Raw genomic sequence first — 23,475 nt, 5'->3', positions numbered from 1 at the left:
AAAGTACTTCCCGGAAAGCGATGCAATTCAGGCGATCCGGCGAAATAAAAAGCAGGCGGATTAAAGACGCAAATATTAAACATTCCCGAATGGCAAGGCTTTTCGGGTCATAACCATAAGGTGGGACGCATACAGTGCGGCAGGTTGAACCGCAGCACTGAATAAATGGCGGAGACAGGTCTCATGGACGATATAACTCAGCAGGCCCCCAAGGGCGCCTTCTGGACGAACCGCTGGTGGCAGCTCGTCATCGGCATGGTGTGCATGGCGCTGGTGGCCAATCTGCAATACGCATGGACGCTGTTCGTCACGCCGATGAATTCACGCCACCACTGGGGCGAAGCGTCTATTCAACTCGCCTTCACGATTTTCATTCTCACTGAGACGTGGCTCGTGCCGCTCGAAGGCTGGCTGGTCGACAAGTTCGGCCCGCGGCCGGTGGTCGCGTTCGGCGCGGTGTGCGCGGGACTCGCATGGGTGATGAATTCGTATGCGACCACCTTGCCGATGTTGTATGTCTCCGCAGTGATTGCGGGGATCGGCGCCGGCGGTGTGTACGGCACGTGCGTCGGCAATGCGTTGAAGTGGTTTCCCGATCGTCGCGGTCTCGCGGCGGGGCTCACCGCAGCCGGCTTCGGCGCGGGCGCGGCGGTGACGGTGATTCCGATTGCCAACATGATTACGCGTACGGGTTACGAGCATACGTTCTTCTTCTTCGGCATTCTGCAAGGCGTGTGCATTCTGGCGCTCGCGCTGTTGCTGAAGAAGCCGACCTTGCGTCAGCAGGTGACGGCGCGCAAGAAGTTCGCGGTGTCGAAGGTCGACTACACGCCGGGGCAGATGATCAAGACGCCGGTGTTCTGGGTGATCTACGTGTCGTTCGTCGCGGTGGCGGCGGGCGGCTTGATGGCGACCGCGCAGATTGGCCCGATCGCGAAAGACTGGGGGCTCGCGCGCATCCCGATGACGATGTTCGGCATGACCTTGCCGCTGCTCACCATGACATTGTCCATCGACAATGTCTGCAACGGCTTCACGCGTCCGCTGTGCGGTTTCATTTCCGACAAGCTCGGCCGCGAGAACACGATGTTCGTGATCTTTATCGGCGAAGGCCTCGCGTTGCTCGGCTTGATGCAGTACGGCAGCAATCCCTATGCGTTCATGACGTTCGCCGCGCTGATCTTCCTGTTCTGGGGTGAAATCTTCTCGATCTTTCCGGCCATCTGCGCCGATACGTTCGGCAGCAAATACGCAGCGGCCAATGCGGGCACCTTGTACACCGCGAAGGGCACGGCGTCCCTGATCGTACCGATCGCTTCGGTGCTGGCCGCTACCGGCGGCTGGAATCTCGTCTTTATCGTCTCGGCGGTCGTGACGATCGCCGCCGGCGTGTCGGCGAAATTCATTCTCGCGCCCATGCGCTCGCGCTGGATCGAATCGCACAATCAGCCGCAAGGTGTGGTGGCGGCAGCCAGCGGCGGCAACGCTTCGCGTCTGAGCCACTGGCCTGAGCAGACAGGGGAATAGGGTGAATCGACCGCATTGGGCCGTGACGTCATGAACGTTTCGCTGCAGCAGCTCAAGGTGTTTGTCGCCGTTGCGCGTGAACGGAGTTTTACGCGCGCGGCGCGCGAGTTCGATCTCACGCAGTCGGCGGTGAGCCGTTGCGTGCGCGAACTCGAAGACGCCGTCGAATTGAAACTGTTCGACCGAACCACGCGCCAGGTCGAATTGACGAATGCGGGCGCGAGTCTCGAACGAAGAATCGGCCGCCTGCTCGACGAAATCGAGCTGACGCTGCGCGAAGAACGCGCGGCGTTCGACGGTCACACCGGTGTGGTTGTGGTCGCCAGCAATCCGGTGTTGTCGTCGGGCTGGGTGGCGCAGGGATTGGCCGTTTGCGCGGCGGCGTTTCCCGGGTTGATCGTGTCGGTCAGGGATCAGCCACAGAGCAGCGTGCTTGCGAGTGTGGAGCAGGGAGAGGTGGATTTCGGCGTGGTGTCGTCGGCTGAACCGCTGGACAGCGATCTGTTGCACGCGCAAGCGATTTTCTCGACGCCGCTGCACGCGGTGTTGCCGTCCTCGCATCCGCTGGCCCGGCAGAGCAATGTTGCATGGACACGATTGAGCGAGTCTCCGATCGTCACGCTGAACGCCGATGCCGGAGTGCGCGCGGCACTCGAACTCGCGTTGAGTTCGAATGGGATGAAGCGGCGGCCGATGCAGGAACTCGGACATGTCGCGGCGGTGCTGCGCATGGTCGAACTCGGCCTTGGCGTCGGCGTGTTACCCGTCGATACGCGCTGGCCTGGCTTGAGTGCCGGCTTGGTCAGCCGGCCGCTCGTGCCTGAGATGAACCTGACCACGTGGCTCGTGCATCGCCGCAATCGTTCTCTTCGGCCGAACGCCTCGGCGGCGTGGGCGCAGTTTGCCGCGGCCGCCGCGCCTTCGCATGAGGACGCGGCTACGTCTTCGCACACCGACAGTGCTACGCCGTTGCATGTTGCGGCCGTGTCTTCACATTCTTCCGCTGCTATGACTTCGCCTGCCACCGGCGCACAGTCTGCCGCTTCTTCCTCGGAATTCAAACGCTCAGCCACGCTGCGCGGCGGCGCCGCTCTGCACGAGCCCTAGCCTCGACCTCACACTTCGCACTTCGCCTCAGCCGACGCGCCGCCAGTCAGCCCACGCAACATGCCATGCAAGGAGCTTCACCATGGACACCGCAACCGAACTCCAGCGCCACGATCTGCTGATTGATGGCAAGCGCTTGCCACCGGGCACCGGCGAGTACTCCATCGATATCAACCCCGCCACCGAAGAGCCGATCGCGCTGGTCGCGCAAGGCAGCGCCGCCGACGTGGACGCCGCGGTGAAGTCGGCGCGTGCCGCGTTGAAAGTGTGGAACGGTATTCGCGCGGCGGATCGCGGCCGCATCCTGGCGCGTCTTGCCGGACTGATGCGCGCCAATCTGGAAGAACTCGCCGCGCTCGAAAGTCTCGACGCCGGCAAGCCGATTGCCTCGGTGATGCGTCAGGACATTCCCGCCGCGATCGATACGCTCGAGTATTACGCCGGCTGGTGCGACAAGATCAACGGCCAGGTCGTGCCGGTTCGCCCCGACGCGTTGACGTACACGCTGCGTGAGCCGGTCGGCGTAGTCGCCGCGATCGTGCCGTGGAATTTTCCGTTGATGATCGGCATGTGGAAGATCGCGCCGGCGCTCGCGTGCGGTTGCACGCTGATCGTCAAACCGGCGGAGATCACGCCGCTCACCGCGTTGCGGATTGGCGAACTGGCGCTCGAAGCCGGTGTGCCGCCCGGCGTGCTGAATATCGTCACCGGCAAGGGACGCGTGGTCGGCGACGCATTGGTCGCGCATCCGGGCGTCGATAAGGTGACGTTCACCGGTTCGCCATCGGTAGGGCGAGGCATTCTGCAAGGCGCGGCCGGCAATTTCAAACGCGTGACGCTGGAGCTTGGCGGTAAGTCGGCCAATCTGATTTTCCCCGACGCGAATCTCGACAATGCGGTGCGAGCCGCAGCCTCCGGCATCTTCTTCAACACCGGCCAGGTGTGTTCGGCGGGCTCGCGGATTCTCGCGCATCGCGATGTCTACGACGAAGTGGTCGAGCGGCTGGCGGTGCGCGCCAAATCGATCAAGGTCGGCGATCCGTCGGTACGCGAAACGTCGATGGGTCCACTCATCTCCGCCGCGCAAATGAAGACGGTGCTCGGCTATGTGGAAACCGGGCGCGCGGAAGGGGCGTCGCTCGTCACCGGCGGCGCGCGTATCGGCGAGCGCGGTTTCTTCGTCGAGCCCACGGTGTTCGCGAACGTCGAGCATGAGATGCGTATTTCGCAGGAGGAGATTTTCGGGCCGGTGGCCAGCGTGATCCGTTTCAACGACGAAGCCGACGCGCTGCGTATCGCCAACGGCACGCTGTACAGCCTCGCGGCGGGCGTGTGGAGCGCGGACATCGGCCGGGTGCATCGGGTGGCGCGCGACCTGCGAGCGGGCACCGTGTGGATCAATACGTACGGCTATACCGACGTGCGTTTACCATGGGGCGGCTCGGGTGATTCCGGTTTCGGCCGCGAGCACGGCGATGTGGCGATCGAGAACTTCACCGAGCCGAAAGCGGTGTGGCTCGCTATTGACCAATAGCCGCCAGACAACAGATTCACGGCAACCGAATCGCACAAGAAAAAAGGATCGAACGCCCACGGCGTTCGATCCTTTATCGCATCAACAACTCAAACCTGAAAGTACTCAGGCGCCCTGCAACGCCATCCGTTCACGCAGTTTGATCAGTGCCAGCACGACATCGATAGTCGGCGTCGGTTCGGCGACGAGGCGGCCCATCTCCTGCACGACCGTTAGCAGCGGATCGATCTCCATCGGCCGGCGGTTTTCCAGGTCGACCAGCGTCGACGTCTTGTGCGCACCGACCGCGCCTGCGCCGTCGATGCGCCGCTCCACGTCCACCCGGAAATGCACGCCGAACTGCTCCGCGATGCGTTTGGCTTCGAGCATCATGGTGCGCGATACCGCACGCGTGCCGGGGTCGCTGGTGAGCACGTCGAGCGTGGCGTGCGTCAATGCGCTGATTGGGTTGAAGCACAGATTGCCCCACAGCTTGAGCCAGATCTCGTCGCGGATATTGTCACGGATCGGCGCTTCGAAACCCGCCGCCTGCATGATCTCGTGCAACTGCTGAATGCGCGGCGTGCGTTCGCCGTCAGGCTCGCCGATCGGGAATTTTTTGCCGTACACATGCTTGATGACGCCCGGTTCGACGATCTCGGCCGCCGGATAAAGCACGCAGCCGATCGCCCGCTCAGGGCCGAGTTTCGTCCATTGCGAGCCGTCCGGATCGACGCTGGCGAGACGCGTGCCGGCGAACTTGCCGCCGTGTTGATGGAAGTACCAATACGGAATGCCGTTGACGCCCGTGACGATCGCCGTGTGCTTGCCGAGCAACGGTTGCATCGCATCGACCACGCCGGGCAGCGAGTGCGCTTTCAGCGTAATGATCACGAAGTCCTGCACGCCGAGTTCACTCGGGTCGGACGTGCAGCGCACCGGCGCGCTGATCGTTTCGCCGTCCATGATCAGCCGCGCGCCATGCTCGCGCATGGCCGCCAGATGCGCGCCGCGCGCGACGAAACTCACGTCGGCGCCGGCGCGTGCCAGTTGCACGCCCATCAAACCACCTATTGCTCCCGCTCCGAAGACGCAGATCTTCATGGTGCCGCTCCTGTGACGATGAAAAGTCGCTGAACCGATGCCGGAAACACGTCATGCGCGGCGGCGGGTCTCAGCATGAGCATACGGATTCGGGGACGATACGGATAGTTAAAGTTTCTCGGTTCATGCATTCGGTATCGGTTATAGAAAGAGCGACGCGGGTCAGGGCGGCTTACATTCAGATTGCTCATCAGCAGGTCGAAGAGCGCCCCGGCGAATGCTGCGACGAATTGGGAAATTTCTCGGGCCTAAGTGGCGGACGCGAAGGCAGAATGCGAGTCCTTCTGAACAACGAAGTATTCGTTAGCCGCCATGCACACAGTGATTCGTCAAACCACGGGCCGTGATTTCGCCGACATGGAAAGCGCTCTCGCGCGCCTGCTCGACGTGATGCTGATCGCGCTGGGTGCGGCGCTGGCTTCGTTGCTCTGCTTCGTGGAGCCGGCGCTTTCGATCGTCGCAACGTCTTTCGTAGCGTTCGACATGGGCTTCGCGATCTTGCTGTTGCCGTGGTTCGGTGTGTACGACTCGTGGCGCGGGCGTTCGACATGGCGCTTGAGCTTGCGCATCGTGTTCGGCTGGATCGTGGTTCAGGCGTGCGGCGTGGCCGTCATGTTTCTGCTGCATCGCACCGCGTCGTTGTCGCGGCTCTGGTGCGTGACGTGGACTGCGCTCACGGCCTGCGCGCTGGTGGGTTCGCGCTTGCTGGTGCATGCCGCGCTCGGCCGGATGCGGCGTGCCGGCCGCAATCTGCGCACGGTCGCCGTGGTGGGCGCGGGCGCACATCGCGACGGCGTGATCGCTCATATCGCGGCTTCGCCCGATGCGGGTTTTCGCGCCGTGGCGACCTTCAACACCTGGCCCGACAGCGAGCCGGACATTGCGGGTTTGCCCGCATTCCGGCAACTGCGTGAATTTGCCGACTGGGTGCGCCGCGAACAGATCGACGAGGTATGGCTCGCATTGCCCATGTCCGAGGAGGACACCGTGTTGCGAGTCCTCGCGGAGTTCAGCAGCGACCTCGTCAACGTGCGTTTCCTGCCGGACGTACGCAGTCTCGTGATGTTCGATCGCAATGTGGTCGATCTGCTCGGCTCGCCAGCCATCAACCTGATGGCCTCGCCGATGACACCCTACGCGCTGCTGCAGAAAGCGCTGTTCGACCGGTTGTTTGCCGCTGTGGCGCTGCTCGCGTTGGCGCCGTTGATGCTGTCGATTGCGCTTGCGGTGAAGGCAACATCGAAAGGGCCGGTGCTGTTTACCCAGCGACGCAAGGGTGCCGACGGTCGCGTCTTTCACATCTACAAGTTCCGGTCGATGCGCGTACACGCGCAGCAACCCGGTGTGGTTCACCAGGCCACCCGTGGCGATCTGCGAATCACGCGCGTCGGCGCATTCTTGCGGCGCACGAGTCTCGACGAGTTGCCGCAATTTCTCAACGTGCTGCGTGGGGAAATGTCGGTGGTCGGGCCGAGGCCCCACGCTATAGAACATGACGATCAATACCGCAGCCTCGTCGACGGTTATATCCACCGCTACCGGATCAAACCGGGCATTACCGGTTGGGCGCAGGTGAACGGCTTTCGCGGCGAGACCGATCGCATCGAAAAAATGCAGAGGCGTGTCGAACACGATCTGTACTACTTGCGCAACTGGTCGTTCGGACTGGACATGCGGATCGTCGTCGCGACGGTCGTGAAGGGTTTTCTGAATCGCAATGCTTATTGACCTGAGATTTCCACGAAAGCTGCGGTGGAGTATTGGCACTCGGCATTGCTGAGCCTGTAGGGATTACGTCTCGTCACATCATGAATCTGCCTGCCACGGCGTGGCGGGCGAGAGTCGTGCTTCGGCACGCTCGTTTGAGGAGTAGGTTGAACACGATGTTTGCTTTAATGAAGAACCGGTCCCGCTATCGGCTTGCTTTACTGACAATGGCGGTGACGCTGTTGAACAGCGCATGTGCGGTGGCGCCGGGCATGCGTATGCAGACCTCGGCGACGGCAGCAGTGGATACGACCGATGCGGCGCAGTCCGTGGAGAAAAGCAGTCAGCCCGCTGCGAGCGAGAAAGTCGACGCAACACCCGCCACGCCCGAAATCGAGATCACCGAAGTCGACGCGGCGTTGATTTCGCAACTGGCCCAACGCCGTCAACAGCAACAACTCGAACTCTCGCAACTGCTGTCCGGCACGCCGCGCGAATACGTGGTCGGCGCGGGTGATGTGCTGCAAATCGTGGTTTGGGATCATCCGGAATTCGCGGCCGCGCTCGGGTCGTCGCAGATCCAGTCGTCGGCGCGGCCCGGCGATCCGCTCGCCGGTTTCATCGTCGATCAGAACGGCAGTCTGACGTTTCCGTATGCGGGCACGCTGCAAGTGGCGGGCTTACGCACCGACGAGATCCAGCAACGCTTGAGCATCGCGCTCGGCAAATACTTCGTCAAGCCGCAGGTGACCGTGCGGATGGCGTCCTATCGCGCGCATCAGGTTTACGTGGACGGTGAAGTGCATAGCCCCGGCGCGTTGTCCGTGAACGACGTACCGATGACGCTGTACGAAGCACTCAGCCGCGCCGGCGGCTTCAGCGAAACGGCGGATCAAAGCGATCTCGTGCTGGTGCGCGGTGGCCAGTCGCATCGCGTGAATCTGACTCAGTTGCTCGCACAGGGCGTGAGTCCGTCGCGGCTGTTTCTGACTACCGGCGACGTGCTGCGCGTCATGCCGCGCGATGAAAACGGCGTGTATGTGATGGGTGAAGTGAATAAGCCGGTCTCGGCCGTACCGCGCAGAACCGGTGTGATCACGCTGGCCGATGCGCTGTCGCAGGCCGGCAGCGTGAACGCTTCGACCGCGGACGCCGCGCAGATGTTCGTGATTCGCGGTTCGTTGACGGGTACGCCTGAAGTGTTCCATCTCGACGGCCGTTCCCCCGTCGCGATGCTGCTCGCCAAAGACTTCGCGTTGCAGCCGAAAGACGTCGTCTATGTGGACGGCAGTGGTCTGGTTCGCTTTAACCGCGTGTTGACGCTGTTGATGCCGCTGATCAGTTCCGGTCTGACCGCGGGAGTGATCGCGAAATGACCGGCGTTCTGATGGTCTGTGAAGGCAACGTTTGCCGTAGCCCGATGGCGGCCGCGCTGCTGACCAAAGCGTTGCCGCAAGTCCCCACGCGCTCGGCCGGCACGCGCGCGCTCGCGGGTCATCGCGCGGCGCCGTTAGCCGTGGAGTTGATGGACGTGCAGGGAATCGACCTGCGACCGCATGTGGCGACGGCGTTGACATCGGCTCAGGTGCGTGGCGCGCCATTGATCCTGGCCATGACGCGAGCGCAATGCGGCCTGATCGAACGCGTCTTTCCGTTTGCGCGGGGCAAGGTGTACCGCCTCGGCGAGCACGATCAACTCGACATCGTCGACCCGTATCGACGCGGTCGATTCACCTTTGAAATGGCGGTGGCACAGATCGAGCAGGGCGTGCAGCGCTGGCTGGGTGCGATTGCCGGACTGCAGCACTGAATCATGAGTATTCACACTAATCCTGTTCCCGTCGCGGCGCGCCACGACGATGAAATCGACCTGTCCGAAGTCACGTCCGTGATGATCGAAAACCGTGTGCTGATCGCGGCGATGACCGCGGTGATCCTCACGCTCGGCATCGCCTATGCCTTGCTTGCCACGCCGGTTTATCGGGCCGACGCGACGGTTCAGGTCGACGACGAGAACGGCGCACTCAACGACAAGCTGGGCGATCTCGCGCAGATGTTCAATGGCAAGGCGAGCGCCGACGCCGAGATTGAACTGATCCGCTCGCGCGGTGTGGTGGACGACGCGGTCCGGCAATTGCACCTCGATATCGACGCACGGCCGCGCTATTTCCCGCTGATCGGTCGACGGATCGCGCGCAGCGCGTCCGCCGACATGCTCGCTGAACCGATGTGGGGATTGGCGCGTTTCGGCTGGGGCGGCGAAGCGCTGCGCGTGTCGCAATTCGACGTGCCGCCAAGTCTCTACGACAGGAAATTCACGCTGATCGCCGGCGACGGCCAGCAATTCGACTTGCTGGACCCTCACGGCGACCCGGTGCTGAAGGGGCGCGTCGGCGAACTGCTGGACGGCATGACGCCGGACGGACCGGTCCGTCTGCGGGTGGACGGCGTAGTCGCGCGAAGCGGAACCGAGTTCAGGTTGAGCCGCGCGTCGACGCAACTCACCACGGCGTTACTGCAAAAGACCCTGGACGTCGCCGAGAAAACCAAGCAGTCGGGTGTCATCGGGATTCGGCTCGACGGTGACGACAGTGCGCGTACCGCCGCGACGGTCAATGCGATCGTGCACGGATACGTGCGCCGCAACGTCGGCTGGAAATCCGCTCAGGCGCAGCAGATGCTCGGCTTCCTCGGCAATCAGCTGCCGCAATTGAGGGGCGACCTGGAGCAGGCGGAGCAGCGCTACAACACGTTCCGTAACCGCAACGGCACCGTCGACCTCGACGCGGAGAGCCGCTTGTTGCTGCAGGCGATCGCCGATGGCAAAACGCAAACCGCCGCGCTGCGACAGCAACGCTTGGAACTGCTGCAACGCTTCACGCCGACGCATCCGTCGGTGACTGCAATCGATGCGCAACTGGCCAGTCTGCGGCGTCAGCAGGCCGACCTGGGTGCGAAGGTCGCCGCGCTGCCGGATACGCAGCAATCGGCCGTGCGGCTGATGCGCGACGTCGACATCAATTCGGGCCTCTACACCAGTCTGATGGACAGCGCGCAGCAGCTAGGCGTGATGAAGGCGGGACAGCAGGGCAACGTGCGCGTGGTCGACTACGCGGTGACGGCCGAAGAACCGGTGAAGCCGAAGCCGGCCATTGTGATCGCGGCCGCCGCGGCGCTGGGTTTGATGGCGGGTATCGCGGCCGCCTTCGTGCGCCGTGCGTTGCTGAACGGCCTGGACAGTCCGTTCGAGATCGAGCAGATCGCCGACGCACCGGTCTATGCGGTCATCTCGCACAGCGAGCGGCAACAGCGCCTGCAGCGTGCCGCCGACCGGAGCGAACCGGGTGCTCACATTCTGGCGGTCGCCGCGCCCGACGATGTTGCTGTCGAAGGCGTGCGCAGCCTGCGCACGGCGCTGCAGTTCCGGCTTGCCGGCGCGCCGAATAACGTCGTGATGATCACGGGGCCGCGGCCCCACATCGGCAAGTCCTTCCTGTCCGGCAATCTCGCCGTGGTGCTGGCGTCGGTGGGCAAGCGCGTGCTGATCGTCGACGGCGACATGCGGCGCGGCAAGCTGCATCAGTACTTCGGACTGTCGCGCGAACGTGGGCTGCCGGACATGATCGGCGGCGCGAGTCTCGATAGCGTGGTGTGCCGTGAGGTGTTGCCGAACCTCGACGTGCTGACGCGCGGCGGCGGCTCGCCGATGCCGGCGGAAATGCTGTTCGGCGAGCGCCTCGGCATTGTCGTCGAGCAGTTGGCTAAAGCGTACGACATCGTGATTCTCGATACGCCGCCGGTGCTCGCGGTGACCGACTCGGCGCTGATCGGCAAACACGCCGGCACGACGCTGCTGGTGATGCGCCACGCGCGCCATAGCGTCGCGGAACTGCGCGAGACCACCCGGCTGCTCGGCGCGGCCGGCGTGCCGGTCGACGGAATCGTGCTGAGCGACGTGCCGCAACGCGCGTCCGACTACGCGTATTCCCCTTACCACAGCATGCCGGAGACGGCGGCTTAAGCCCGCGTCGCGTTGGAGACGAATCGATGAGAAGAAGAGTTTTGCTGACGTTCGGCACGCGGCCCGAGGCGATCAAGATGGCGCCGCTCGTCAAGCGGCTGCAGCGTGCCGCCGGGATGGAGTGCCTCGTGTGCGTGACCGGCCAGCATCGCGAGATGCTCGATCAGGTGCTCGACCTGTTCGACATTCGCCCGGACTTCGATCTGAATGTGATGAAGCGCGGCCAGGATCTGTACGACGTGACCGCGTCGATCATGCTCGGCATGCGCGACGTGCTGAGCGCGTGCCGACCCGACATGGTGCTGGTTCACGGCGACACGACCACGACCTTGGCCGCGACGCTCGCGGCGTTCTATCAGCGGATTCCGGTCGGCCATGTCGAAGCGGGTTTGCGAACCGGCAATTTATTGTCGCCTTGGCCCGAGGAGGCCAACCGCAAGATAACCAGCGTGCTGGCCTCGCTGCACTTCGCGCCGACCGACCGGGCGCGAGACAACCTGCTGGCGGAAGGCGTCGCCGCGCAGCGCATCGTGGTGACGGGCAACACCGTCATCGACGCGTTGCTGCAGGTGCGCGGCAAGCTCGCGACGGATGCCGCGCTGTGTCACGCCGCCGAGCGGCTGCTCCCACGATTGGCGCCTGAACGGCGCGTGATTCTGGTGACGGGGCATCGGCGCGAAAGTTTCGGCTCGGGCTTCGAACAGATTTGCGCCGCCTTGCTGCAGATTGCACGTACGTATCCGGATGTCGACATCGTGTACCCGGTGCATCTGAACCCGAGCGTGCGCGAGCCGGTGAACCGGCTGTTGACCGGCGTGGCGAACATCCATCTGCTGGAGCCCCTCGACTATCTGCCGTTCGTGCGGTTGATGGATCGCGCGTCGCTGATTCTGACCGACTCGGGCGGCGTGCAGGAAGAAGCGCCGTCGCTCGGTAAACCGGTGCTCGTGATGCGCGACACGACCGAACGTCAGGAAGCGGTCGACGCCGGCGTCGTGCGGTTGGTGGGCACGCACGCGCAGCGTATCGCCGACGGCGTGGCGCACCTGCTGGACGACGCCGACGGTTATCGCGCCATGACGCGCGGCGGCAACCCATACGGAAACGGCCAGGCCAGCGAACGCATTGTCGATGCGCTCGCAACGTTCTGGAACGACGCGATCGCGGCCTGAAAGAAGCCAAACAATAGAAGGAAGAGAAGAGTAATGAGTTTCGAAGTCATCTCAGTGATCGGCCTGGGCTATATCGGATTGCCGACCGCGGCGGTTTTCGCGGCGCGCAGAAAGCAGGTGATCGGCGTGGACGTGAATCAGCACGCGGTCGACACGATCAACCTCGGCGAGATTCACATCGTGGAGCCCGAGTTGGACATGCTGGTGCACGCGGCGGTGACGCAGGGCTATTTGCGCGCGACCTCGACGCCGGAGCCGGCCGATGCCTTTCTGGTCGCGGTGCCGACGCCCTTCGCCGACGGTCATAAACCCGACCTCAGCTATATCGAAGCCGCGAGCCGGGCGATTGCGCCGGTACTGAAGAAGGGCGATCTGGTGGTGCTCGAGTCGACCTCGCCGGTCGGCGCGACCGAGCGGATGGCCGCGTGGATGGCCGAGGTTCGTCCGGATCTGACGTTCCCGCAGCAGGCCGGCGAAAACTCGGATATCCGCGTCGCGCATTGTCCCGAGCGTGTGCTGCCGGGGCACGTGCTTCGTGAACTGGTCGAGAACGATCGCGTGATTGGCGGCATGACGCCGAAATGTGGCGAGCTGGCGCGCGATCTGTACCAATGCTTCGTACGCGGTGAATGCATTCTGACCGATGCTCGCACCGCCGAGATGTGCAAGCTCACCGAGAACTCGTTTCGCGACGTGAATATCGCGTTCGCGAATGAGATGTCGGTCATTTGCGACAAGCTCGACATCAACGTGTGGGAGTTGATCCGGCTCGCCAATCGTCATCCGCGCGTGAGTATTCTTCAGCCGGGGCCGGGTGTGGGTGGGCACTGCATTGCGGTGGACCCGTGGTTCATCGTCGATTCGGCGCCGGAGCAGGCGCGTCTGATCCGCACCGCGCGCAATGTGAACGACGACAAGCCGCGCTATGTGATCGAGCGGGTCGAGCGTGCGGCGAAGCGCTTCAGGGAGCCGGTCATTGCCTGCCTGGGGTTGGCGTTCAAGGCGAATATAGACGACCTGCGCGAGAGTCCGGCGCTGGAAATCGCACGCGAGCTGGCGGAGCGGTTTGCCGGGCAGGTGCTGGTGGTCGAGCCGAATATCAGAACACTGCCGGGCGTGCTGGAGGGTAAGGCCCGGCTTTGCGAGCTGAACGATGCGCTCGCTGAAGCGGACGTGATTCTGGTGCTCGTCGATCACGCGCCGTTCAAGCGCGTCGATCCGGTGCGATTGCAGGCGAAGGTGGTGATTGATACGCGTGGATTGCTGGCGAATGGTTAAAGGACAGAAGCTGTGTGTGGCAGCGCCGGGATCGGACCATGCGTAGCGTTGTGATCAAACGGTTCGAAGCGCTTTTATGCACCGGTTTGCCGGGACTGTATCGCGTGGTGACGTTCTTCGCCGTGCAGCATATCTACTCGCTGGCGGAACTGGGACACGTCGCGTCGACGATGTCGGTCGCGCAGATGGCCGGTTTTTTTACGGCGATCGGCTGGGCCACGCTAATTCTGGTGCGCCTGCCCGGCGCGACCGACGAGCAGGCTGCGATCGACGCGTTCTATCCGCTCGCGGGCATGGCGGTCGCGACGACGCTGGCGGTGACATTGGCAGTGACGTTCGCGAGTAGGGCGTTAGCGCTGTCCGGTCGGCTCCATTTCGACGTGTCGGGCTTCGTTTTCCTGCTGTGGGGATGGACGGCGTATCAGGTCGCGCGGCACTACTTTGTCGCGCACAAACGCTATCGAACGGCGGTCCTGTTCGACGTGGCGCTGATCGCGGGTTCTGGTTTATTGCTGTATCTCGGCCATTGGAGTGGATGGCCGCCCTCGTACGCCCTGGCCGCGGCGCTCGGCCTCACGGCCGCCGGCATGTTCGTCGCAATCGGTCTGCCGTCGCACGGCGCGTGGTGGCAAGCATTCGACGTGAAAGGCCTGCAGTTTGGCCTGACGAACTTTCTGTCCGGTGGCATTTCGCTGGTTCTCGTGCCGACGGCAACGCTGATGTGCGGCGCGTCGTTCGCGGGCATGTTGTCGCTGCTCGCCTCGCTGACGGCCGTCGGCATGCTGCTGCCACGCGCGATTTCGATCGCGCAATTGCCCGAGCTGGCGAAGTGCAAATCGGCGGGGCGGCCGTTCGACGACACGCTGCGTGACATGCGTCGAAACATTGGGTGGTCGAACGTCGTGGTGCTGGCGATCAACGTGGCGATGGTCGTCGGCATGACCGTTTGGCGTCTGAACGACAACGGCGAGCGCATGGCTGTGATCGTGGCCGGATTGCTGCTCGCGATTCAGTGCGCGGTCGGCATGATGGGCATGGTCGGCAGCAGCGTGATGATGGCGTTCGAAAAAGGTGCCGACACGGCGAGGATCAACCTGGCGACCACGGGGACCTTCGCCGTGCTGTTCGCGCTTTGCATCGGGTGGGGTGGTCAGGTGGGATTTCTGCTGGTGCTGGTGTCGGCCATTGCAGTGATCGCTGTTCGCAACTGGCTTGTCTGCGGCAAGGCAGCCCAGGTGTACCGCCAATACGCGATGCAGCGTGCCGGCGCTCAGGCCAACGGCGTGCACGCGGCGTCCATCGCGCAGGGGGGGCGTTCATGAGCGCCGCGCGATGGGCTCTATACGACGCTGCGGCAAGGCGACCGTTGACGCTCCATTCAATCGGCGCATGGGCAGTCGCGCTGGCTTATCTGGCGTTCTGCATCAGCGACACGATGCTCACGCTCGAAAGCGAGCGCGCGCAACTCGTCAAGATTTTCGCGTTCGGTCTTCTGCTGCTGGCGATTTCCCTCAGGCCGCGATTTCATCGCCTGATCGTGCTGGCCGCGCCGCTGCTGTTCGTACTCTGTATTGGTCTCGTGCGGTCGTTCAACGCAGACGCGGGAATGGAAGAGTTCCTCCGCTTTCTGTTTCCGATCGTTATCACGGTTGCGCTGTTTGCCTATCGCGACCGGATCGATACGGTGATGACCGTGTTCTTCGTGGTTGTGCTCAGCAACGATCTCTTTCAATGCTATTTCTATCTGGCTTATCTCACCGGTCTACCGGTGCTGTTGCCGATCCGTATCGATTCGGGTTTGTTCCTGCGGGCGCAGGGTTGGATGGGGTTCTTTTCGGAGTTCAGCTTCATCAACTTCTGTGCGTTCCTGCTGTGCCGACAGTACAGGCCGACGGAGCGATCCCGTGCCATGTCGTGGCTATTCGTTCTGTTCGCGCTTCTTGGCTTCTCGTTCAAGATGTTCGCGACGTTGGCGGTTTATCCGCTGATCGCGAGGAAGGTGAGTCCGCGTGTCTGGCTGATGGCGGGCGCAGTGGCAGGCGTGGCGCTTTGGGTGATGGCCAACGGCTATCTGGACTCGCTGTTCAACGTGGCGTCGGCCAAGATCTCGTTCTATATCGTCGAAGGCAATTCGGCGCGGGCCGAGTCTTACCGGGTGATGGCCGAGTCGCTGGCCAAAGGTAACTTCTTCGGAGAAGGGCTCGGGTCGTTCGGCGGCCCCGCATCGGTCAAGTATGGCTCGCCGCTTTATGGCGTCTATCACTTCAACTGGTACGGGCTCGGTAGCATCCTGAAGACAACCGACACCTTCTATCCGCACCTTTTTGTCGAAATCGGCTTGCTGGGCGCGCTCGTTTGGCTTGGGTTCGTGTTGCGCTACGGCCAGGGGCAACGTGTCGGCATGCCGTGGATGTTCCTTGTCGCGGCGTTCTGTTTCGACAACATTTTTTCAATGGCCTTTGTCTCTCCCTCCTATGTCTTTTCGGCGTTGCTCGTCATGCACGCCTTATCGCGGTCCGGCGACAAAGGTCTTGTTTCAGGCAGGGTCCGCTCACGCAACAACTTCGGGACACGCCGATGAAGATTCTCGTAGTAACGAACATGTACGCCGGATGCAATGCGGCTCATCCCACGCAGGGCGTGTTTGTGACCGAGCAGGTCCTGGCGTTGCGTGCACTCTACGGCGATGTGGTTGACGTCCTGGTGATCGAAGGCTGGCGCGGCCAACTCGCGTACCTGAAGTCTCTTCTCCGTGTGGTAAGCCGGGTCAGGGGTGACGCGTACGACGTGGTTCATTATCACTTCGGCCTGAGCGCGTGTTCGGCGCCGCTGGTCAGACTCTTCTCCCACGCGAAAATCGTCGTGACGTTTCACGGTTCCGATGTGATGGGGCGCGGCTGGATCAGAGCGATATCGCTCGCCGCGGCACGCTTCGCGCACGCTTGCATTGGCGTGAGCGATGAGATTTCCGCGAAGGTGAGCCGTGCGTCAAGACACTGCTCGACCCTTCCCTGTGCCGTCAACGAAACGTTGTTTGCGGAACCGGTCGACAAACATGAGGCCGTGGCTCGCCGGAAAATCGTGGTCTTTCCTTCATCGCCGAAACGAGTGGAGAAAGACTATCCGCTTTTCAGTGCGGTCATTGCGCGCTTGCCGGTGTCATTTGGATGCGACGTGGAGGAGCGATATATCGACGGCCTCGATCGCCATGATGTACGCGATCTACTCCTGCAGGCCGATTGCCTCGTCATGACCTCGAAAAGGGAAGGCTCGCCGCAATCGGTCAAGGAGGCCATGGCGGTCAATCTACCCATCGTGTCCGTCGACGTGGGCGACGTCAGGCACCTGCTTCAAGGCGTATCGAACTGCGCGGTGATCGAGGGCCGCGACGCGGGGACGCTCGCGCGCGCCACGGCCGATGTGCTGAAACATGCGAAACGCTCAAATGGAAGACAGCGGCTGAAGTCGCTCGGCTATTTCTCAGCGGACGTAGCGGCGCAAATTGACCGCCTATATCGATCGATTCTCGGCGACGGTCACGACGATCGGCAACGCCCGTCTTCCGACACGTCCGACACGACCACACAACCGGCTCACCACTCGAAGCAGCAGGAACCGTCATGAAACGCGTCGAACTCTTCTCCTGTCCCGTGGACATTGCAACGATGAACGAGACCGTCGACTGGATCGGCGGGCGGATCGAACGCAAGCAGTTCACGCAGCACGTCGTGGTCAATGTGGCGAAGCTCGTCCATCTGCAGACGGACGCGGAACTGGCCGCTTCGGTACGCGCGTGCGACATCGTCAATATCGACGGCATGGGCGTGGTGTGGGGCGCACGGCTGTTGGGGCAGCCGGTGCGCGAACGGGTGGCTGGTATCGATCTGTTCGAGCGCCTGTTACAGATGTCGGCGCAACGTTCGCTGCCGGTGTTCCTGCTCGGCGCGACGGATACCGTGGTGACGCGCACGGCCGCGGCGGTTTCGGCGCGCTATGCCGGGCTGCGGATCGTCGGCTATCACCACGGCTACTTCTGGGACGATGAAGCCGCGATCGTGGACATGATCCGTCGTTCGGGCGCGCGACTGCTGTTTGTCGCGATCACGTCGCCGAAAAAAGAGGCGTTCATCAACCGCTGGAAAGCGCAGCTTGGGGTCGATTTCGTGATGGGTGTGGGCGGGACGTTCGACGTCGTCGCCGGCAAGGTGCGCCGTGCGCCGCCCTGGATGCAGCGCAGCGGTCTCGAGTGGGCTTATCGTGTCGCGCAGGAACCGCGCCGTATGTGGAAGCGCTATTTCGTCACCAACAACCGCTTCGCACTGATGCTGCTCAAAGCGCGTATTGCCATGACGCTGGGTCGCCTGCATCGCGGTTCGGCAGGTGGATATGGCAAATAGACTGAACTGGGTCGCAGGGATGGGGATCGTGTTGGCGGCGTGCGGTACGTCGTCGCCCGACCGGCATGACAGCGGCGCTTACACGGTTTTATATCGCAGCGCATGGCACGACGGCATCGATCCTCGTTTGACGATTCAAGCCCCCGAACCGGATTCCATGTCGACCGTCGCGATGCCGCAATTCAACGGTGTCGCGCTGAAAACGACGATGCGTCGCTCGGAAAATTTCTCTCGTGTCGCGAATGGGACGCCTCGCGTGGAAATGGTCTTTGCGCCGGTCGTGCATTTCGCGGTGGGTAAAGCATACGAAGTTCGGTGGTCCACCATGATCCCCGCCGGTTATCGATTCGACACGCGGCAGCCGGAGATCATTACGCAATTGCATCAAGGCGGCTTCACCGGATCGCCGCCCTTCGCGCTGATGCTGGCGGGCGGCCATTACCAGGCCGAGGTGAGAAGTGGCCCGGGCGAGGCGAATCAATCAGTCACGTTCGGTACACCCGCAGCCGACACCGGCAAGGCCGTGAGCTGGCTCCTGCGCTATCGCCCTGACGACGAAGGCACGAATGCATTGACGGAGTTGTACAAGGACGGCGTGCGCGTGATGCACAGCGCCGGCGTTGCCAACGCCTATCCCGGCGACAAGGAGGCTTATCTGAAGATCGGCATTTACAAATGGTGGTGGAAAACGCGACCGTCCGATGTCAGCGAACGCACGCTGTATTACGGCGACGTGGAAATCGCGGAACGTGGCGAAGTCAGGCGTGCCGGACCAGTAGAAAGCTCACGCCGATAGCCGCCAGAAACGCGCCGCAGCAGCGATTGAAGCGGCGGCGAATCGGGCGCTAAAACTACGCGTATCCCGCTCAATTCACGCTTTTGACAAAGCCCGGATCGCCGATCAACGCATCGACGCTCAGCTTCACGGTATCTTCGATCGCAATGGTGTTGCTGGTGAATTTCGGCGACTTTTGCCTGACCGTTTTGGTGGTTGAAAACACCACTTTCTGGGTTGCGGCGTCGGTGACTACGTAGCGCATTTTCAGCGTCCAGGACGCGGGTGAGCGTTCGTCGTCTACCGTGAATTTCTCGATGCTGCCGCTCAGAATCCGTTTGCCCGTGTCGAGATGAAAGCCCGACATCTGCAGGCTACGCACGATCCCGTTGCGCACGGCTTCATTGATATCGTCCTTGAGCACGATACCGGTCATGGCGGTGTTTTCTATCCGGTTTGGCGAGACCTTGCCGCTGCGCGCCGCCATGTAGGCGAAATCGTGGGCAGGCGCCACGCTCAATGAACCGGTGGGATGCGCGGTACTCGCGCGCGGCGCGCAATTCAGACCGAACCAGGACCAGGAGCAGGCGGACAGCATCAACGGCAGCGCGATCACGCCGCAGCCTTTGAGGACCGTGGACCGGCGGGGCGAACGCAGGGAACGAAGCGACGGCAGGCTCCGTCGCGGCGTCTGAGGCGCTGTGCTGGAATGAGCGGCGGTCGAAGTCAGAAGATTTGCCTCTTAAATGAAGTCATCCGGTACAGAGCAGCATGGTAACAGCGAGTCGGGCCCGGCCATATTCTCCGTGCCTTGACGGCTGGATTCCCGCTGTTCGCACGAGGGTGTTCATCATAACGAGGCGGTTCGCCGATCGACACCGTGTCATTAGAGCGCCGCTGCTACAGCGGAATCAGTCGCGCGGATTCGAGGCGGGCAGGCCGCGTGGTTGCGTTGTCTGTATTGTTGCTCAGAAGAAGCCGGCTTTGCCCTGTGTCATATCCACCAACGCGCGCCGCGCATCGTCGAGTGCGTTGACGGGCAGGCGGATCGTCATCCTCACCAGCATGGCGTGGGCGGTGTCGGTCAGCGTATAGCCTTCGGCGTCGATCCAGCGGCGCACTTTGGCCTCGTCGGCGTAACTCACCTCGACGGTGAGCGTGATCTGCGCGATCCGTTCGACGCGCGGCGCGTCCAGCAAAGCCGATGCGATCGCGTCGGTGTACGCGCGCACCAAACCGCCTGCGCCGAGCTTCACGCCGCCGTAATAACGCACGACGGCCGCCAGAACGCCGTCCAGATCGTGATGCCGCAGCACTTCGAGAATCGGCCGTCCTGCGGTGCCGGACGGCTCGCCGTCGTCGGACATGCCGGACTGGCCGCCGGCCAGCAACGCCCAGCAAACGTGCGTGGCGGCCGGATGCTCCTCACGCAGACGACGCAATTCGGCCATCGCGGTGTCACGATCGGCGACGGGAATCGCGTACGCGATGAAGCGGCTCTTGCGGATCTCGAGTTCCTTGATGCACGGCGAGGAAAGGGTGTAACTCATGCGTAGGTTCGGTGCGGCGCTTCACACGGGGTTGTCTTCGGGATCGTCCCGGGTCTCATCGTGCGGTTCAGCGCCGGAGTGCAAAAGACAGAAGTCTAGGCCAGGAGTGCGCTCGTCTACAATGTTCCGCGGAACACGTGCTTGCACGCCGAACCCAGCGCACCATCAAGGAGACGACATGCTCGATTTATCGACCCTGGGGACTTTCGTTGCCGTTGTACTCGGGCTCTTTCTGATCCCCGGGCCGGCCGTATTGCTGGTGTTGACGCGTACCGTCCATGGTGGCCGCAAGGCCGGCATTCTCACCGGCCTCGGTGTCGCCACCGGCGATTTCGTTCATACGCTGGCCGCGTCGATCGGACTGTCGGCGCTGCTGATGACCTCGGCACTCGCCTTCAACGCCGTGAAATTCGCCGGTGCCGCGTACCTCGTTTATCTCGGCATTCGTGCATTGCGCGAGAAGCAGAGCCATGCGCATTTGCCTACGGTCGCGCCGGTGTCGCCTTCGAAAGCCTTCTTTCAGGCCATTCCCGCTGAAGTATTGAATCCCAAGACCGCGCTGTTCTTTCTCGCGTTTCTGCCGCAATTCGTGCGACCCGAACACGGTTCGACGTTTTTGCAATTCACCACGCTCGGACTCATTTTCGTCGGCATGAGCGCGCTTTATACGACGCTGATCGTGTTGACGATTCGTCCGCTCGGCAAACTCGTCAAGCGGCTGACCTGGTTGAGCCGTTGGCAGAACAAGATCATCGGTGTGCTGTTTATCTCGCTCGGCCTGCGCGTCGCCACGCAAACGCGCTGACCCAACCGCGCGGTGCCACGTCCGTTTCGTTATGTGCAGAGCGGACGATGACGCGCGGCCTTCGCTAGATATTGCGGCGCTGCCGTCTCAGGCGGCCCTCGCGTGCATATTCCATTTGCCCCTCGGTGCGGACCGCGAGCTTTTCCTGCGCGGCGCGACTCATTTGCCGCGTATCGTCGATGTCGCCGACCCGCAGCACTTCCTGTGCGATTCTGATGCGTAGCGTCATTAACGGTTCGCCGCGTTCGACCAGCGTGCGATCCGTGGCGCGCGCCTGCTGAACGCCACAATCGATCAGATTGCGCAACTCCAGCAGCGTGAGCCGCTGACGTTGGATTTCGAGGATGAGCCGCTGCACGGCATGTTCGTCACGCGTACGCCACCAGGCTCGCAGCTCGGCGAGCGTGGGAGGATCGAAGGGAGGAAGGCGCATTGCTCAGACGAAAATTACTGTATATATGTACAGTATATTCCGTCTTTTTTACGGAAGCGCGTCGTGCGCGTTGGGCATGCATCAGCCGGCTATTGACCGTGCATTCGCCGCTTACCGGCCGCAAAAACCAACGCAGCGGCCGGCTTCGATCAACTCAGCTCAACGCGAGCATGATCGACGTCGAGACCACGATGATGAACAGGCACGCGGCGGTGAGGAGGTCGTACGGATAGTTCATGGCGTAACCATCTAAGGTGTCGGCGGAAGCATCCATCATAGGCAGAAGCGTTGCGGGCAACTGTCAAGCATTGCAAGACCCGGCTTGTTCGATAAACGAATGTGAGGCGGCGCAATTCAATTCAATGCGATTCGAAACGCGCGCGCTTATTCGTCGCCATGCTGGCAGAAACGTCGCCCCGGCACATGTGAGACGACAGCCTGGGCGATCTCGAACGGCGTGCTTTCGGCGGGCACGACCCGACGGCTTGATTCGGGCGTGTGTTTCATGGTCCATTCGACGAGACGGTACGAACGTCCCCAAGGCGGCTGCAGAGGATCCGAGACCTTGCACGAGTGAATCTGCCGAACCCATTCGTTGCCGGGTAGGGCGCGCAGATGCTCGAATACCGTGTCTTCAACCATGTTTGACTCCTTCTTCGCAGGTATGCTGCCTGCCTTTCGGCGCGTCCCCGACACCCCGGAGAAAAAGCGCCGCCGATGTTCTGGCGGCTCAACAGGGGATGTTGTGGAGTCATAGTTACAGCAAAGAATTAAGCCAGACTTAAGAGCGCGGAAAAGCTCGCGCGAGCGAATGCGGGGCTGCGGGAAACCGCGCGCGAACTCAGATGAGACTCACGCGCGAACTCACACGACCGCGTGTGTTTCTATCCGCACCCTCAAGACCTCGCTGAATCGGCCGTTATTACAGCGGTTGGGGCCGTGGTCCCCGCTTCGCCTTCGGGCGCGCCTTATTGATAACGTGACGAATCTCGCTCAAACGCCGCTCTCCGACCGCCTTCGCTCGCTCGTCGATACTGTCCAGCACAACGAGCGCACGCTGCGCCGTTTCCAGAATGTCGAATTGCGGTTGATCGGCGCTCAGGATTTCGCGTCTTTTCTCGACACATTGTTCCGCCATCTGCCGCAGGAATTCTCGCTGGCCAGCGTGACGCTATGGCTCGACGACCGCGCGCCGATGCTGCTCGAATTACTCGAACCGGGCGCTATGCGCGCGCTCGATCAGTCCGGTTTGAAGACCTCGCGTGAAGGCGGGCTCGCCGCGCAAGGTCTGTGCGACGAAGGCCGCCCCTGGCTAGGTCGGCCCGCTCAACGGGATGACGCCATGTGCCGCGCATTCTTCGGCGACAGCGCCGCGACAGCCAGCGCGATTCTGCTGCCGCTCGCCGCGGGCGATATCGTCAGCGGCTATCTGTGTCTCGGCAGCGACGACCCGGAGCGTTTCGGCGAAGGCTTGGCCACCGATATTCTGGAGCGCTTCGCGAGCATCGTGACCGCGAGTCTCGACAACGTCGCGCATCGCGAGCGGCTCAAGCAACTCGGCATGACCGACTCGCTGACGGGTCTCGCCAATCGCCGCTATTTCGACGAACGGCTGCGCGAAGAGATCATGCGCGCGGCCCGATATAGCGTGCCGGTGGCGTGTCTGTTCATCGACATCGACAGTTTCAAGCGGATCAACGACACCTACGGGCACCAGACCGGCGATCGCGCGTTGGCGGCCGTGGCGGCCTGCGTGCGTCAGCAGGTGCGGCTGGGCGATACCGTCGCGCGTTATGGCGGCGAAGAGTTCGCCGCGTTGCTGCAAGGCGATCGGGCCGATGCGCTGACCGTCGCCGAGCGCGTGCGGCTCGCAGTCGAACGGCTCGTGTTGCAGGACGATCACGGCGAACGCATTGCGCTGACCGTGTCGATCGGCGTGGCGGCGCGCACGATCGGCGGTGCGCCGGCCGAGGCGATCACGTACGGCCGCGCGATGATGGAAGAAGCCGATCGCGCGATGTATCAGGCCAAACGCAACGGCCGCAATCGCATCGAGGCGTTGGTAAAAGCGGGCGATTGAACTAAA

General features: G+C 62.5%; 22 protein-coding genes and 1 pseudogene. 16 read left to right on the top strand and 7 right to left on the bottom strand.

From position 1 onward, the window contains the following. Nucleotides 1–183 precede the first annotated feature (183 nt). The 3 genes from oxlT to HWY05_RS20585 all read left to right on the top strand — a co-directional run bounded on the left by oxlT (nucleotide 184) and on the right by HWY05_RS20585 (nucleotide 4,168). Nucleotides 184–1,527: an oxalate/formate MFS antiporter gene (gene oxlT, locus HWY05_RS20595; RefSeq protein ID WP_176059405.1), complete on the top strand. Its 1,344-nt coding sequence runs from the start codon at nucleotides 184–186 to the stop codon at nucleotides 1,525–1,527. Nucleotides 1,528–1,557: 30 nt separating this feature from the next. Next, nucleotides 1,558–2,634, top strand: a complete 1,077-nt coding sequence (locus HWY05_RS20590; RefSeq protein WP_176059404.1) for a LysR family transcriptional regulator — start codon at nucleotides 1,558–1,560, stop codon at nucleotides 2,632–2,634. A gap of 82 nt (nucleotides 2,635–2,716) precedes the next feature. Further along, nucleotides 2,717–4,168, top strand: a complete 1,452-nt coding sequence (locus HWY05_RS20585) for an aldehyde dehydrogenase family protein (protein WP_176059403.1) — start codon at nucleotides 2,717–2,719, stop codon at nucleotides 4,166–4,168. A 105-nt stretch (nucleotides 4,169–4,273) separates the two neighbouring features. On the opposite strand, the gene HWY05_RS20580 is transcribed toward HWY05_RS20585, so the two are convergent. Continuing rightward, on the bottom strand, nucleotides 4,274–5,251 hold the full coding sequence (locus HWY05_RS20580; RefSeq protein ID WP_035555877.1) for a 2-dehydropantoate 2-reductase: 978 nt from the start codon (nucleotides 5,249–5,251) through the stop codon (nucleotides 4,274–4,276). Nucleotides 5,252–5,563: 312 nt separating this feature from the next. On the opposite strand from HWY05_RS20580, the gene HWY05_RS20575 reads away from it, so the two are divergent. The 11 genes from HWY05_RS20575 to HWY05_RS20525 all read left to right on the top strand — a co-directional run bounded on the left by HWY05_RS20575 (nucleotide 5,564) and on the right by HWY05_RS20525 (nucleotide 18,622). Next, complete coding sequence (locus tag HWY05_RS20575; RefSeq protein ID WP_176059402.1) at nucleotides 5,564–6,979, top strand: undecaprenyl-phosphate glucose phosphotransferase; 1,416 nt, start codon at nucleotides 5,564–5,566, stop codon at nucleotides 6,977–6,979. Between the two features lie 167 nt (nucleotides 6,980–7,146). Then, nucleotides 7,147–8,334 carry a polysaccharide biosynthesis/export family protein gene (locus HWY05_RS20570; protein ID WP_244146658.1) on the top strand — a complete coding sequence of 396 codons (1,188 nt, stop codon included), beginning with the start codon at nucleotides 7,147–7,149 and terminating at the stop codon, nucleotides 8,332–8,334. Continuing rightward, nucleotides 8,331–8,768, top strand: a complete 438-nt coding sequence (locus HWY05_RS20565; protein WP_176059401.1) for a low molecular weight protein-tyrosine-phosphatase — start codon at nucleotides 8,331–8,333, stop codon at nucleotides 8,766–8,768. Before HWY05_RS20570 ends, HWY05_RS20565 begins: the two co-directional genes overlap by 4 nt. A 3-nt stretch (nucleotides 8,769–8,771) precedes the next feature. Then, nucleotides 8,772–10,979, top strand: coding sequence for a polysaccharide biosynthesis tyrosine autokinase (locus HWY05_RS20560; protein WP_176059400.1), 2,208 nt, complete (start codon nucleotides 8,772–8,774; stop codon nucleotides 10,977–10,979). 26 nt (nucleotides 10,980–11,005) lie between these two features. Then, a complete protein-coding gene (gene wecB / locus HWY05_RS20555) occupies nucleotides 11,006–12,151 on the top strand; it encodes a UDP-N-acetylglucosamine 2-epimerase (non-hydrolyzing) (RefSeq protein ID WP_035555884.1) in 1,146 nt (381 codons plus the stop codon). Between the two features lie 33 nt (nucleotides 12,152–12,184). After that, a complete protein-coding gene (wecC, locus tag HWY05_RS20550) occupies nucleotides 12,185–13,429 on the top strand; it encodes a UDP-N-acetyl-D-mannosamine dehydrogenase (RefSeq protein ID WP_176059399.1) in 1,245 nt (414 codons plus the stop codon). Between the two features lie 38 nt (nucleotides 13,430–13,467). Then, entirely contained in the window at nucleotides 13,468–14,751 is a 1,284-nt protein-coding gene (locus HWY05_RS20545; RefSeq protein ID WP_176059398.1) for a hypothetical protein, read from the top strand. Between the two features lie 44 nt (nucleotides 14,752–14,795). Continuing rightward, nucleotides 14,796–16,010, top strand: a complete 1,215-nt coding sequence (locus tag HWY05_RS20540) for a hypothetical protein (protein ID WP_244146657.1) — start codon at nucleotides 14,796–14,798, stop codon at nucleotides 16,008–16,010. Continuing rightward, nucleotides 16,007–17,053 (top strand): glycosyltransferase, encoded by a 1,047-nt coding sequence (locus HWY05_RS20535; protein WP_176059396.1) that lies wholly within the window; start codon nucleotides 16,007–16,009, stop codon nucleotides 17,051–17,053. The genes HWY05_RS20540 and HWY05_RS20535 overlap by 4 nt, the downstream gene beginning before the upstream one ends. Further along, entirely contained in the window at nucleotides 17,050–17,826 is a 777-nt protein-coding gene (locus tag HWY05_RS20530) for a WecB/TagA/CpsF family glycosyltransferase (RefSeq protein ID WP_176059395.1), read from the top strand. Before HWY05_RS20535 ends, HWY05_RS20530 begins: the two co-directional genes overlap by 4 nt. Then, a complete protein-coding gene (locus tag HWY05_RS20525; protein ID WP_176059394.1) occupies nucleotides 17,816–18,622 on the top strand; it encodes a heparin lyase I family protein in 807 nt (268 codons plus the stop codon). Before HWY05_RS20530 ends, HWY05_RS20525 begins: the two co-directional genes overlap by 11 nt. On the opposite strand, the pseudogene HWY05_RS38375 reads toward HWY05_RS20525, so the two are convergent. The 3 genes and pseudogenes from HWY05_RS38375 to HWY05_RS20515 form a co-directional block, all read right to left on the bottom strand. Continuing rightward, nucleotides 18,585–18,665 (bottom strand): annotated as a pseudogene (locus HWY05_RS38375) (LysE family translocator); the annotation flags it as partial. The gene HWY05_RS20525 and the pseudogene HWY05_RS38375 overlap by 38 nt on opposite strands. A gap of 27 nt (nucleotides 18,666–18,692) precedes the next feature. Beyond that, the gene (locus HWY05_RS20520; protein WP_081936362.1) at nucleotides 18,693–19,199 is read right to left on the bottom strand and encodes a hypothetical protein; all 507 of its coding nucleotides are present in this window, start codon (nucleotides 19,197–19,199) and stop codon (nucleotides 18,693–18,695) included. Between the two features lie 370 nt (nucleotides 19,200–19,569). After that, entirely contained in the window at nucleotides 19,570–20,151 is a 582-nt protein-coding gene (locus HWY05_RS20515; protein WP_176059393.1) for a YigZ family protein, read from the bottom strand. 178 nt (nucleotides 20,152–20,329) lie between these two features. Between HWY05_RS20515 and HWY05_RS20510 the strand changes: the two genes are divergently transcribed. Continuing rightward, a complete protein-coding gene (locus HWY05_RS20510) occupies nucleotides 20,330–20,956 on the top strand; it encodes a LysE family translocator (RefSeq protein WP_035555894.1) in 627 nt (208 codons plus the stop codon). 64 nt (nucleotides 20,957–21,020) lie between these two features. Here HWY05_RS20510 and HWY05_RS20505 read toward each other — a convergent pair whose 3' ends face one another. The 3 genes from HWY05_RS20505 to HWY05_RS20500 form a co-directional block, all read right to left on the bottom strand. Beyond that, nucleotides 21,021–21,389, bottom strand: coding sequence for a hypothetical protein (locus HWY05_RS20505; RefSeq protein WP_035555896.1), 369 nt, complete (start codon nucleotides 21,387–21,389; stop codon nucleotides 21,021–21,023). Between the two features lie 154 nt (nucleotides 21,390–21,543). Further along, nucleotides 21,544–21,666 (bottom strand): hypothetical protein, encoded by a 123-nt coding sequence (locus HWY05_RS38650; protein WP_279614180.1) that lies wholly within the window; start codon nucleotides 21,664–21,666, stop codon nucleotides 21,544–21,546. 107 nt (nucleotides 21,667–21,773) lie between these two features. Further along, complete coding sequence (locus tag HWY05_RS20500) at nucleotides 21,774–22,031, bottom strand: DUF2866 domain-containing protein (protein WP_035555897.1); 258 nt, start codon at nucleotides 22,029–22,031, stop codon at nucleotides 21,774–21,776. Nucleotides 22,032–22,368: 337 nt separating this feature from the next. Between HWY05_RS20500 and HWY05_RS20495 the strand changes: the two genes are divergently transcribed. Beyond that, nucleotides 22,369–23,469: a sensor domain-containing diguanylate cyclase gene (locus HWY05_RS20495; protein WP_176059392.1), complete on the top strand. Its 1,101-nt coding sequence runs from the start codon at nucleotides 22,369–22,371 to the stop codon at nucleotides 23,467–23,469. The last annotated feature ends 6 nt before the right edge of the window (nucleotides 23,470–23,475 follow it).

Origin of the sequence: Paraburkholderia sp. BCC1876 (assembly GCF_902833695.1) — a bacterium.
In the GTDB taxonomy this organism is placed as follows: Bacteria; Pseudomonadota; Gammaproteobacteria; order Burkholderiales; family Burkholderiaceae; genus Paraburkholderia.
The sequence above is the reverse complement of the archived record's forward strand: the minus strand, read 5'-3'. Positions and strand labels throughout refer to the sequence as shown.

Coding starts and splice junctions, on each gene's coding strand:
- wecC (WP_176059399.1), top strand. CDS start 12,185: ATGAGTTTCGAAGTCATCTCAGTGATCGGCCTGGGCTATATCGGATTG.
- HWY05_RS20560 (WP_176059400.1), top strand. CDS start 8,772: ATGAGTATTCACACTAATCCTGTTCCCGTCGCGGCGCGCCACGACGAT.
- HWY05_RS20585 (WP_176059403.1), top strand. CDS start 2,717: ATGGACACCGCAACCGAACTCCAGCGCCACGATCTGCTGATTGATGGC.
- HWY05_RS20545 (WP_176059398.1), top strand. CDS start 13,468: ATGCGTAGCGTTGTGATCAAACGGTTCGAAGCGCTTTTATGCACCGGT.
- HWY05_RS20575 (WP_176059402.1), top strand. CDS start 5,564: ATGCACACAGTGATTCGTCAAACCACGGGCCGTGATTTCGCCGACATG.
- HWY05_RS20525 (WP_176059394.1), top strand. CDS start 17,816: ATGGCAAATAGACTGAACTGGGTCGCAGGGATGGGGATCGTGTTGGCG.
- HWY05_RS20590 (WP_176059404.1), top strand. CDS start 1,558: ATGAACGTTTCGCTGCAGCAGCTCAAGGTGTTTGTCGCCGTTGCGCGT.
- HWY05_RS20535 (WP_176059396.1), top strand. CDS start 16,007: ATGAAGATTCTCGTAGTAACGAACATGTACGCCGGATGCAATGCGGCT.
- HWY05_RS20565 (WP_176059401.1), top strand. CDS start 8,331: ATGACCGGCGTTCTGATGGTCTGTGAAGGCAACGTTTGCCGTAGCCCG.
- HWY05_RS20510 (WP_035555894.1), top strand. CDS start 20,330: ATGCTCGATTTATCGACCCTGGGGACTTTCGTTGCCGTTGTACTCGGG.
- HWY05_RS20505 (WP_035555896.1), bottom strand. CDS start 21,389: ATGCGCCTTCCTCCCTTCGATCCTCCCACGCTCGCCGAGCTGCGAGCC.
- wecB (WP_035555884.1), top strand. CDS start 11,006: ATGAGAAGAAGAGTTTTGCTGACGTTCGGCACGCGGCCCGAGGCGATC.
- HWY05_RS20530 (WP_176059395.1), top strand. CDS start 17,050: ATGAAACGCGTCGAACTCTTCTCCTGTCCCGTGGACATTGCAACGATG.
- oxlT (WP_176059405.1), top strand. CDS start 184: ATGGACGATATAACTCAGCAGGCCCCCAAGGGCGCCTTCTGGACGAAC.
- HWY05_RS20515 (WP_176059393.1), bottom strand. CDS start 20,151: ATGAGTTACACCCTTTCCTCGCCGTGCATCAAGGAACTCGAGATCCGC.
- HWY05_RS20520 (WP_081936362.1), bottom strand. CDS start 19,199: ATGCTGTCCGCCTGCTCCTGGTCCTGGTTCGGTCTGAATTGCGCGCCG.
- HWY05_RS20580 (WP_035555877.1), bottom strand. CDS start 5,251: ATGAAGATCTGCGTCTTCGGAGCGGGAGCAATAGGTGGTTTGATGGGC.
- HWY05_RS38650 (WP_279614180.1), bottom strand. CDS start 21,666: ATGATGGATGCTTCCGCCGACACCTTAGATGGTTACGCCATGAACTAT.
- HWY05_RS20570 (WP_244146658.1), top strand. CDS start 7,147: ATGAAGAACCGGTCCCGCTATCGGCTTGCTTTACTGACAATGGCGGTG.
- HWY05_RS20500 (WP_035555897.1), bottom strand. CDS start 22,031: ATGGTTGAAGACACGGTATTCGAGCATCTGCGCGCCCTACCCGGCAAC.